Source organism: Flavobacterium sp. (assembly GCF_035299005.1).
In the GTDB taxonomy this organism is placed as follows: domain Bacteria; phylum Bacteroidota; class Bacteroidia; order Flavobacteriales; family Flavobacteriaceae; genus Flavobacterium.
In genome coordinates, this window is the sequence record NZ_DATGXL010000013.1 from 67,781 (window position 1) to 79,717 (window position 11,937).

Consider the following 11,937-nt stretch of genomic DNA (forward strand, 5'->3'; position numbering starts at 1 on the left):
TTAATAAATACTTATTAAAGTGGTTACTCTTGATTACATCAAAAATTTACCACTGATTGAGTTGTTGTTTTGTACCATGTGCATTACTTCTGCAAATAATGGTGCACAACTTACCACTCTTATTTTCTTTGATTCTTTTCGTAACGGAATAGAATCGGTAACAATTAACTCTAATAATTGAGAGTTTTCAATTTTTTCGTATGCTTCACCTGATAAAATTGGGTGTGTACATATTGCTCTTACGCTTAATGCTCCTTTTTCCATCATAACATCAGCAGCTTTTGCTAATGTTCCTCCGGTGTCAATCATATCGTCAACTAAGATAACATTTCTGCCTTTTACATCTCCAATTAACTCCATAGTGTCAATTACATTTGCTTTTTTTCTTTGTTTGTAACAAACTACAACGTCAGATTCTAAAAATTTAGAATAAGCGTATGCTCTTTTTGAACCTCCCATGTCTGGAGATGCGATAGTTAAATTTTCTAAATTTAAACTTCTCACATAAGGCAAAAAGATAGTTGAAGCAAACAAATGATCTACTGGTTTTTCAAAGAAACCTTGAATTTGATCGGCATGTAAATCCATGGTCATAATTCGGGTTGCTCCAGCAGTCTCTAATAGTTTTGCAACTAATTTAGCTCCAATTGGCACTCTTGGCTTGTCTTTTCGGTCTTGTCTTGCCCAACCAAAATAAGGGATAACCGCGGTAATATGTCTGGCAGATGCTCTTTTTGCAGCATCTATCATCAATAATAATTCCATTAAATTGTCTGCACTTGGAAATGTAGAACAAACTAGGAATACGCGCAATCCTCTTATTGATTCTTCAAAAGAAGGCTGAAATTCGCCATCACTATATTTAGAGAACGTAATCTTACCTAGCGGAACACCATACTTTTCAGCAATTTGTTCGGCTAAATACACACTCTGAGAACATGCAAAAATTTTTGCTTCCGGTTCTTGATACAGCATGTTAATTTATTGTTTAGTAGTTAGTTAGTGTTGTGTCGTGTTAACGAGGTGCAAATTTAGAAATAAAATTGAACTCTGAAAGGATATTTTTAACTATTTTTTTATGATTTGCAGAAATATTTTTTACATTTGCACCCACTTAATGATACAAATATCATTTTCCATTGCCCGGATGGCGGAATTGGTAGACGCGCACGACTCAAACTCGTGTACTTAGGTGTGTGGGTTCGATTCCCACTCCGGGTACTAAAAAGCCTTTTAAACATTTTGTTTAAAAGGCTTTTTTAATAAAGTTATCTCATTTTATTTCAACTCTAAAATCAAGACTGATTTTCCATCTATTGAAATATCATTTCTTAAATCCATCTTTACGGTAGTCAATACATCTACACCTTCTTTAAAATTTTTAATGTTTTCAGAAAACCTATTGGTTTTAAATGTTTGCTTTTCAGGATTGTTATTTACAACCACCATTACAGTTTCTTTTTCATTATGTCTAAAATAAACATAAACATTGTTCTCAGGAACATAATGTGTGGTCTTTCCAGTATGAATTACAGTTTTATTTTTCCTCCAATTAAATAATTTACTGGTAAAAGCATGGAATTGTTCTTGTTCTGCAGTTCTTTCTGATTTTAAAAAAGCATTATTTTTATCACCTGCCCATCCTCCTGGAAAATCTCTGCGAATATCTCCATCACCAATACCTTTATCACCTGCCATTCCAATTTCTGAACCATAATATATTTGCGGAATTCCTCTTACGGTAGCAATTAAGGTTAATGCCATTTGATATTTTTTGAAATCATTTTTATAGATATGGTTAATTCTATTAGTGTCATGATTTTCAAAGAAAACTAGCAAATTATTGATGTTTGGATATAAAAAATCATTATTGAAATTTTCATACACTTTGACTATTCCATTACGCCATTCCTGCTTATCTTCATTAAAAGCCCCATTATGAATTGCTTCTTGTAAAGTAAAATCCATTACGCTCGGCAAATTCGAATTATAACTTTGAATAGCTCCTATTTTACTATCTTTTTGCCAATAAGCCATTTGCGCTTGATCATACATCCAAACTTCTCCAACAATATTAAAGTTAGGATATTCATCTGTAATAGATTTAGTCCATTTAGCGATAGCAGTTTTGTCGTTATAAGAATATGTATCTACTCTAAAACCATCTAAATCGGCATATTCAATCCACCAAATAGCGTTTTGAATTAAATAATTTAAAACTAATGGATTTGATTGATTCAAATCGGGCATTGATTTTACAAACCATCCATCCATGCACAGATTAAAGTCTTTTTTGGATGCATTTACATCAAACTGACTTGCCATTCTATAATTAGTTTGGGCATAACCTGGAAATTGATGAATCCATTCATAAGTAGGTAAATCTTTCATCATCCAGTGATTGTAACCCCAATGGTTAGTAACATAATCCATGATATTCTTCATCCCTCGCTTGTGTAATTCGGCACTTAAACGAAGATAATCTTCATTTGTCCCAAATCGAGAGTCAATTTTATAAACATCTGATTGTCCGTAAGTGTGATATGAGCCTCTTTCATCATTATCTTCACAAAGAGGTGTTGGCCAGATTGCAGTTGCACCTAATTCTTTTATATAATCTAAATTTTTAATAATTCCTTCTATATCACCACCATGACGACCATCCTTATTGCTTCTGTTTACTTTCTCGATAGTCTCCTTTGTACTATCGTTATTTGAATTTCCATTTGCAAAACGATCAGACATAATTAAATAGATCAAGTCTGAGGAATCAAAACTTTTACGGTTTTTTGAATTTTCCCTTCTTGCTTTAATCGAGTATTGTTTTGTAAACGACCTGTTCTTGTTTTTAAACGTGAAAACAAAATCTTGTGTTGGAATATTTTTTGTATCAATGGTTACGAAAACATAATTAGGATTTTCGGTTTTTTGAATTCCTTTGATTACAATTCCATTAGAAACAGAAATTTCATTTTGTGCAATATTTTTCCCATAAAACATAATTTGCACATCTGAATAATTCATATCACTCCACCAAAAGGGCGGCTCCATTCGGTCAACTTGTGCAAATGAATAAGTTGTTAGTAGTAAAAAAAATAAGATTTTTTTCATAAGATTAAATTAAAAAGCCCATATAGTTTAATTATATATGGGCTGAATTTTTATTAAACAGTTACCAATCCGTTTGGCTCCACTGTAACTTGTTTTCCATTTACATTTACTAAAATTTCTTTTTCTCCTTCTAATGAGAAATTAGTAGCACTTTGTTTTATTTCTACTTTTAAAATTTGATTTCTGAAATTAATTTTAAAGGAATAGCCATTCCATTCTTTTGGAATTCTTGGCTCAAAATGCAATTGGTTATTTTTAACACGCATTCCTCCAAAACCTTCTACAATACTCATCCAAGTTCCAGCCATTGAAGTAATATGTAAACCTTCTTCAACTTCTTTGTTATAATCATCTAAATCTAAACGCGAAGTTCTTAAATAGAATGTATAAGCTTGTTCCATTCTGCCTAAAACGGCAGCTTGAATTGAGTGAACACAAGGAGAAAGTGAACTTTCATGTACTGTAAATGGTTCATAAAAATCAAAATGTTTTTCCAATTGTTCTTTGGTAAAATGATCTTCAAAGAAATAAAACCCTTGTAAAGTATCAGCTTGTTTGATGTATGGCGAACGTAAAATTCTATCCCATGACCATTTTTGATTAATTGGTCGTTGCGATTTATCTAGATTAGCCACTGTAATCAGCTCTTTATCTAAGAAACCATCTTGCTGTAAATATACTCCATGCTCTTCAGAATAAGGAAAATACATATTGTCAGCTACATTTTTCATCTCAGAAATTTCTGATTGTGATAACTTCACCTTATTGAAAATTCTTGTGTAATCTAATGGGTATTCTGTCTCTATTTTTTGAATTTGCTCAATGGTATAATCAATACACCATTTTGCTATATAGTTCGTATAGAAATTATTGTTTACGTTGTTTTCATATTCATTTGGACCAGTTACACCTAAAATTACATATTGGTTTCTATTGGTAGAAAAAGTAGCTCTTTGATGCCAAAAACGAGCAATTCCAATTAACACTTCCAATCCTTTTTCTGGTATATATGAATAATCACCGGTGAATCTATAATAATTATAAATTGCAAAAGCGATAGCTCCGTTTCTATGAATTTCTTCAAACGTAATTTCCCATTCGTTATGACATTCTTCACCATTCATTGTTACCATTGGATATAAAGCAGCTCCATTTTTGAACCCTAACTTCTCAGCATTTTCAATCGCCTTATCTAATTGATTATAACGATATGCTAGTAAATTTCGTGCTACTTGCTGGTCTTTTGTGGCCATGTAAAAAGGTATACAATAAGCTTCTGTATCCCAATAGGTTGAGCCTCCATATTTTTCACCTGTAAACCCTTTTGGACCAATATTTAATCTTGAATCTTTTCCTAAATAAGTTTGATTCAATTGGAAAATATTGAAACGAATACCTTGTTGTGCTTTTACATCTCCATCAATGGTAATATCACTCATTTCCCATATTTTTGCCCAAGCCAATTTTTGGTCTTCAGTTAATTGATTTACACCAATTTCTAGAGCTTTTAAAATTACGTTTTCAGCTGCTTTAACTGTGTTTTCGTGATTCATTGAAACAGTGTAACCACCTATTTTTTGTAGGGTAGTAGTTTGACCTTTTGCAACAGCAATTTCGTAAGAAAATTGTATTTTTTCTGTTGTTGTTTGAACATTTATTGGTGTTACACTTAAGTTTGAACCATCTAATAAAACACTGTTGTGCATAAAGGTAGTAGCAGTAAAATGTGTCTTAAAAGTTCTTGCTGTAACAAAAGCTTCATTAGCAACATTTTTTACACTAATTGGCTCCCAAAACTTTTCTTCCCAATTAGCATCTTCGTTATGCACTCCAGCATCAACATATGGTTTAAATACAATTTTTGCATCTGAATTTAGTGTTGTGATTTCATAATTAATAACACCAACTTCATCTAAATCTAATGATAAGAAACGACGTACTTTAACCGCAATCTCAGTACCGTTTGCTAATGTAGCTTCAAAAGAACGATAATAAATACCTTCTTTCATATTCAATTCACGCTTAAAATTTGAAACAGATTTACATTTGGCTAAATCTAAATTTTCTCCATTAATTTCTATTTCAATTCCAATCCAGTTAGGTGCATTTAATACTTTGGCAAAATATTCAGGATAACCATTTTTCCACCATCCCACTTTTGTTTTGTCGGGATAATAAATTCCGGCGATATAACTTCCTTGAAAAGTTTTACCTGAATAATATTCTTCAAAATTAGCGCGTTGCCCCATAGCACCGTTTCCGATACTAAACAAACTTTCGGATGACTTAACCTTTTCTGCATCAAATCCTTCCTCAATAATCGACCAATTGTCTGGTTTAATATAATCTTGATTCATTTTATTTTTTCTTGTTTAAAAGTTTAAAAGTTTAAAAGTTAGGGTTGCTTTTTGAGCCCATAAATTTAAATTTCAAACAAAATATTAGTGTATTAATTTATCTAGAGTAGCCTCATCAATAAATGTAAAATCTTTAAAATTGTATTTAGCTTCGTGCAAAACGGATTGGTCTCCAATTCCAACACTAGTCATATTGGCAATATTAGCTGCTTGAATTCCTGCAACTGAATCTTCAAAAACAATTGCATTTTCATTAGAAACGCCAACTAATTGCGCTGCTCTTAAAAAAACTTCTGGATCTGGTTTTGCATTTGAAACATCATTACCATCAACAATTGCATCAAAAAAGCGCATAATATTTGTCTTTTCTAATATTGGTCTAGCATTTTTACTTGCTGAACCTAAAGCTATAAATTGATTTTTATCTTTCAAATATTGCAAAACACGAATTACATCAGGCAAAAGTTCTTTTTCATCCATTGTTACTAAATAAGACAAATACTCCTCGTTTTTTTGAATTAACCATTGGTTTTTATCTTCTTCAGTAGCTTGAATTTTTCCAAGTTCTAAAATTATTTCTAATGAACGAACTCGACTAACCCCTTTTAATCCCTCATTGTGTTCATGTGTAAATTCAATTCCTAGTTGATTGGCTAATTTTTGCCAAGCTAGAAAATGATATTTAGCAGTATCTACAATTACACCATCAAGGTCGAATATGAATGCTTTTTTTATCATTGTTTATTCTGTTTTCTCTTGAATCGATGTAACGGCCAATCCTGCAATAAGTAATGAAATTCCAGCAACAACAATCATTAAAACTGCATCACCTGAAAATAAACCTTTGTTTGCAGGTTCTATACATTTAACATTTGCTTCATTATAAAAGATAGCTCCTTTTTGCACACCTAAAATAATTCCACCAAAAGCACCAGCTACAATTTGAGGAATAGTTATGGTTCCATTAAACAAACCCATATAAACTCCCATTTTATTTGCTGGCAGTGCACTTGATAGCATTGCATATGGAATTGCCAAAATAGCAGCCCATGCTACTCCAACCCCAATCATTGAGAAAAATAAAATGTATTTATCATGAAAAAAGTACATTGAAATTAACCCTACCCCACCAAAAATAAGTGAATAGCTGTACGTTTTCTTTCTCCCAATAATTTTTGCGATGGAAGGAATTGATAATGCAAATAAAGCTGCAACAGCGCTATAAAACGCAAACAAAACACCAGTCCAATCACCCGCTTCGTTAAATGACAAAGAACGAGGATCAGCCGCTGCATCTCCCCATACTTGATTTGCAATTGCTCTAGTTGTATAGACCCACATTAAGAATAAAGCAAACCACGAAAAAAATTGAACTAAGCCCAATTGCCAAAATACTTTCGGCGCTGTTTTTAACAATTCTATTATGCTTGTTTTTTCTTTTACCTCTGTAGCGTTTAAATCAATATTATTAAATTCGGCATGTTCTTTTGGTGCATACTCTTTGGTTCTAAAAACTGTCCAAAGCACGCTTAACAAAAGAATTGTACCTCCAATATAGAAGGACCAAATTACAGAGTCTGCAACTTTTTCACCTGCATCAGGAACATTTGATACATTTAGTTTTGCTAAAATCCAAGGAAGCAAAGAGCCAAAAACTGCCCCAAAGTTGATTAATGCGCTCTGCAAAGAATACCCAAGATTTTTTTGCTCATCATTCACCATATCACCAACTAATGATCTAAAAGGCTGCATTGTAATATTGAAAGACGTATCCATTAACAATAACATTACACCTCCAAATACCAAAGCTGGTAATAGATTGGCAAAATTTCCAGAATTTGGCATAAAAAACATAGCCAAAGCCGAAATTATAGAACCAAGTAATATAAAAGGAATTCTTCTCCCTAAACGGGTCCAAGTTTTATCACTTGAAAGACCTATAATGGGTTGAACGACTAAACCTGCTAAGGGAGCAGCAAGCCAAAAATAATTAATCTTGTCAACATTAGCACCTAATGCTTCGAGAATTCTACTAGTGTTACCATTTTGCAACGAATAGCCTATTTGGACACCTAGAAATCCAAAACTAAGATTCCATATTTGCCAAAAACTTAAATTCGGTTTTTTCATTATCGTAATTTAAATTAAAATACGATAAGCACTTTGCTTATCAAAACTTATTATTTTTAGAAGTGAAGTTATAAGCTTTGATTTTGTAAATTTAAAAATATTTTTTTGAATAAAACAATACTTAATCAAAAAACGCAACGTTAGTTTTTGATTTTAATAATTATATACTATTGTTAATCAATCATTTAACACAAACTATTTCGTTGTAGTAGATTCTCTAACAATCAAATTAGTCTCAATGATTTCTGTTTTGTAATGCTCGTCTTCTTCATCTTCTAATTCCAATCTATCAATAAGCATTTGGGCGGCTTTTCTTCCCATTTTAATACCATTTTGACTAACTGTAGAAATACTAGGTGTAGAAAATTGAGAAATAATTCCATCTGTAAAACCAATTATCGAAATATCATCTGGAACCTTGAGATTATTCTTTGCAGCAATCTTAATAGCAGTTACAGCAAACAATTCATTCACAGCAAAAATAGCATCACAATTTTGCTCCTTAATTAGATTTTCAATTTTTACAGCGCAATTTTCTATATCTTCAATTTTTACTATTAATTCTTCATCAACTAAGATGTTATTGGATTTCAATGCTTTCTTGTAACCATCAGTTCTTAATTTACCAACACTTACATAATCAACAGTAGTTATTAAAGCGATTTTTTTAAATCCTTGCTCAATTAAAAAATGCACTGCATCAAATGCAGCTTGTTTGTCATCTATGATTACTTTGTCGCAAAAAACATCGTTAGTTACTCTATCAAAAAGCACTACAGGCATTCCCTGATTAATTACTTCTTGAATATGATGAAAATCTCTTTTTTGTTGTGTTTCTTTGGATAAAGACATAATGAAACCATCCGTACTTCCATTTGCTAACATTTCTAAGTTAATTACTTCTTTATCAAAAGATTCGTCTGACAAACAAACAATCACGTTATATCCATTTTCATTAGCAACTTGCTCAATTCCACTAATAACAGTTGCAAAAAAATGATGCACAATTTCAGGAATAATAATTCCAATTGTCTTTGTTTTTTTGTTTTTTAAACTTAATGCAATATTATTTGGCTTATAGTTATACAGTTTTGCAAAAGCTTGAACTTTTAGCCGAGTATCTTCGCTAATTTCGTGACTATCACGCAGTGATTTTGAAACAGTTGAAATAGAAACATCTAATTCCTTCGCAATTTGTTTTAAAGTAACTTTTTTCCTCATGATAAAAAGAGAGATTATAAATTTTTATTAAATGTATGTTTATTTTTTTATGTATCGTAATTTTTGCTAAAAAAACTGCTTAATTAATAAAGTTTTCAACACGAAAACGTTTTCGCGAGCTATAAAATTGATTCTCATTTTTTTATAACCAATTTTTACATAAATTTAACTTTAGAAGTAAAGTTATAAGCAATTAAAAAACAATTTTAACCTAAACAATTTGTATGAAAACACTGCAAAAAAAGTTATTACTTTTCTTACTTATCTTTCCGATAGGTATTTTTGCACAAAACACACTTAAAGGTGTCGTTTTAGATGGTAGTTCGCAACAGCCTTTGCCTAGCGCAACCATTGTAATAGAAGGTACTAACATAGTAACGTCAACTGATTTTGATGGTAATTTTTCGTTACCAAATCTAAAAAAAGGACAAAAATTAATTTTCTCTTATTTAGGATTTAAAGATCAAACATTGGTTTATGAAAATCAATCAACTGTAAAGATAACTTTACAAGAAGACACACAAGAATTAAAAGATGTTGTTGTAATTGGGTATGGATCTGTTAAAAAGAAAGATGCTACTGGATCTGTAACAACTATGACTTCTAAAAACTTCGTAAAAGGACCAGTAGTTGCTGCGGATCAAATGATTCAAGGTAAAGTTGCTGGGGTTCAAATTACTAACGGAGGTGGAGCACCTGGTGAAGGGGCAGAAATTAGAATCAGACAAGGTTCTTCTTTAAAGGCTAACAACTCTCCTTTATTTGTTATTGATGGAGTTCCAGTAGCTGCAGATAACACTGGTGGTAGAAATCCATTAGCAACAATTAACCAAAACGATATTGAATCTGTTACTGTTTTAAAAGATGCATCTGCAACAGCTATTTATGGATCTAGAGCTTCTAATGGGGTAATTATTATTACAACCAAAAAAGGTAAAACTGGAGACTTAAAAGTAAATTATAACGGAAATGTTTCTTTAAGTGAAATTTCTACTAAGGTAGATGTTTTAAGTGCTAATCAATTAAGAGATTATGTAAATACTTTTGGTAGTGCAAATCAACAAGCACTTCTAGGTACAGCAAATACAGATTGGCAAAACGAGGTTTACAGAAAAGCCTTAGGAACTGATCACAACGTATCTTTATCTGGAGGAATTGACAATATTACATATAGAGCATCTGTTGGTTTAACCGATATGAATGGTATCTTAAAAAGAGACAATATGAATAGAGCTACGACAGGTGTGGCTTTAGTGGGTAACTTTTTTGACAATCATTTGAAAGTGGAGTTAAACAATAAAACTTCTGTAATGAAAAACAATTACAGTAATAGAGGCGCTATTGGTTCAGCTGTTTCTTTTGATCCTACACAAAATGTAAAAAATCCAGACGGAACATATTTTGAATGGAATAACCAATTAGCAGGCAGAAATCCTGTTGCTTTATTGGAACAATTCAACAATTATGGTAACAACTTTAGAAGTTTAGGAAACGTTCAAACAGAATATAAACTACACTTCTTGCCAGAATTAAAATTAGTTGCCAATTTTGGATATGATTATACAACTGGTAGAAGTTATGGAAATTCTTCACCTGATTATGCTTATGATGTAACAGATAACTATGAAAACAAAAATTACAGTAGAAACCGCTTAATGGATTTGTTTTTCAACTACAAAAGAGACATCAATGCAATAAATGGTTCTGTTGAATTAACCGCTGGTTATAATTATCAAAACTTAGAATACTATGGAAGCGGACTATCTGTAAATAATGCTGTTATTTCAAATAGTGCTCCTTATTATAATGAATTAAACTTACAATCATTTTTTGGAAGAGCAATTGTTAATTTATACGACAAATATATTTTAACAGCAACCTACAGAAGAGATGGTTCGTCAAGATTTACTGAAAACTTTAGATGGGGTAACTTCCCTTCTGCAGCATTTGCATGGAAAATGGATGAAGAAAGTTTTATCAAAAACGTTTCTTCAATTTCAAATCTTAAATTAAGATTAGGATGGGGTATTACTGGCCAACAAGATATTGGAAGTTTCTACCCTTCTCAACCTACTTATTTATCATCTGATGCGCAAGCACAATACCAATTTGGCAATCAATTTTACACTACAGTTCGTCCAGAAAGATATAATCCTAACCTAAAATGGGAAGAAACTGAAACTAGAAATATTGGATTAGATTTTGGTTTCTTAAATGATAGAATTACTGGTTCTGTAGATGTTTACGAAAAAAGAACAAAAGATTTATTAGCATTTATTCCAAATCCACCATTCTTTGGTTTTTCAAACTACGACAACTACAATATTGGAAAAACAAAAAATCAAGGTATAGAAATTGCTGCTGAAGTAATTCCTGTGAAAAATGATAATTTCACACTAAGTATTGGTGGAAATATTACTTTCCAAAATTCAGAACTTACTGATTTAATTGATGGTGCACCAGGTTTTGGAATAGAAACTGGAGGAATTGCAGGAGGAATTGGTAATAACATTCAAATTCAAACTGTTGGATACACACCAAATTCATTCTTTGTTTACGAGCAAGCATATGATAATCAAGGAAAACCTATTGATGGTGTATTCATTGACCGAAACGGTGATGGTTCTATTACAACTGCTGACCGTTATATTTATAAAAAACCAAGTGCTGATATTTTTTACGGTTTTTATACAAACTTAACATACAAAAACTGGGATATGTCTATGTCTTGGAGAGGAAGTTGGGGTAATTATGTATACAATAACGTAGATTCTAATTTAGGATGGAGTAATCAAGTTTTAATTAGAGAAACAGACTTAGGAAATGCAGTTACTGAAATTTTAAACACTAATTTTAGCTCAACATCAGCCGAAAGATTCCAGTCTGATTATTATATACAAGATGCTAGTTTTGTACGTTTAGACAACCTTACTATTGGATACAATTTTGAGAAATTTATGTCTGAAAAAGTTAGCGCTAAACTATCATTGGGTGGGCAAAATTTATTATTAATCACTGATTACAAAGGTATTGATCCAGAAGTAAGTGGAGGTATTGATAATAATATTTACCCTAGACCAAGAATTTATACATTAGGATTAAATGTAAACTTTTAATA

At 31.6% G+C, this 11,937-nt stretch carries 7 protein-coding genes and 1 tRNA gene; 2 read left to right on the top strand and 6 right to left on the bottom strand.

The genetic code is table 11. The annotated features are described in order from the left end of the window. Positions 1–33 precede the first annotated feature (33 nt). The gene (locus VK164_RS08325) at positions 34–975 is read right to left on the bottom strand and encodes a ribose-phosphate pyrophosphokinase (RefSeq protein ID WP_290819896.1); all 942 of its coding nucleotides are present in this window, start codon (positions 973–975) and stop codon (positions 34–36) included. A gap of 166 nt (positions 976–1,141) precedes the next feature. Between VK164_RS08325 and VK164_RS08330 the strand changes: the two genes are divergently transcribed. Beyond that, a tRNA-Leu gene (locus tag VK164_RS08330) sits at positions 1,142–1,221 on the top strand. Between the two features lie 57 nt (positions 1,222–1,278). On the opposite strand, the gene VK164_RS08335 is transcribed toward VK164_RS08330, so the two are convergent. The 5 genes from VK164_RS08335 to VK164_RS08355 all read right to left on the bottom strand — a co-directional run bounded on the left by VK164_RS08335 (position 1,279) and on the right by VK164_RS08355 (position 8,819). After that, positions 1,279–3,111 carry a glycoside hydrolase family 13 protein gene (locus tag VK164_RS08335; protein ID WP_324208901.1) on the bottom strand — a complete coding sequence of 611 codons (1,833 nt, stop codon included), beginning with the start codon at positions 3,109–3,111 and terminating at the stop codon, positions 1,279–1,281. Positions 3,112–3,164: 53 nt separating this feature from the next. Next, positions 3,165–5,468, bottom strand: coding sequence for a glycoside hydrolase family 65 protein (locus tag VK164_RS08340; protein ID WP_324208902.1), 2,304 nt, complete (start codon positions 5,466–5,468; stop codon positions 3,165–3,167). A gap of 84 nt (positions 5,469–5,552) precedes the next feature. Beyond that, positions 5,553–6,206: a beta-phosphoglucomutase gene (gene pgmB, locus VK164_RS08345; protein WP_324208903.1), complete on the bottom strand. Its 654-nt coding sequence runs from the start codon at positions 6,204–6,206 to the stop codon at positions 5,553–5,555. Between the two features lie 3 nt (positions 6,207–6,209). Further along, positions 6,210–7,598, bottom strand: a complete 1,389-nt coding sequence (locus VK164_RS08350; RefSeq protein ID WP_324208904.1) for an MFS transporter — start codon at positions 7,596–7,598, stop codon at positions 6,210–6,212. A gap of 195 nt (positions 7,599–7,793) precedes the next feature. Then, complete coding sequence (locus tag VK164_RS08355; protein WP_324208905.1) at positions 7,794–8,819, bottom strand: LacI family DNA-binding transcriptional regulator; 1,026 nt, start codon at positions 8,817–8,819, stop codon at positions 7,794–7,796. Positions 8,820–9,043: 224 nt separating this feature from the next. On the opposite strand from VK164_RS08355, the gene VK164_RS08360 reads away from it, so the two are divergent. Continuing rightward, positions 9,044–11,935 (top strand): TonB-dependent receptor, encoded by a 2,892-nt coding sequence (locus tag VK164_RS08360; RefSeq protein ID WP_324208906.1) that lies wholly within the window; start codon positions 9,044–9,046, stop codon positions 11,933–11,935. Positions 11,936–11,937: the final 2 nt, after the last annotated feature.

Coding starts and splice junctions, on each gene's coding strand:
- VK164_RS08325 (WP_290819896.1), bottom strand. CDS start 975: ATGCTGTATCAAGAACCGGAAGCAAAAATTTTTGCATGTTCTCAGAGT.
- VK164_RS08335 (WP_324208901.1), bottom strand. CDS start 3,111: ATGAAAAAAATCTTATTTTTTTTACTACTAACAACTTATTCATTTGCA.
- VK164_RS08340 (WP_324208902.1), bottom strand. CDS start 5,468: ATGAATCAAGATTATATTAAACCAGACAATTGGTCGATTATTGAGGAA.
- pgmB (WP_324208903.1), bottom strand. CDS start 6,206: ATGATAAAAAAAGCATTCATATTCGACCTTGATGGTGTAATTGTAGAT.
- VK164_RS08350 (WP_324208904.1), bottom strand. CDS start 7,598: ATGAAAAAACCGAATTTAAGTTTTTGGCAAATATGGAATCTTAGTTTT.
- VK164_RS08355 (WP_324208905.1), bottom strand. CDS start 8,819: ATGAGGAAAAAAGTTACTTTAAAACAAATTGCGAAGGAATTAGATGTT.
- VK164_RS08360 (WP_324208906.1), top strand. CDS start 9,044: ATGAAAACACTGCAAAAAAAGTTATTACTTTTCTTACTTATCTTTCCG.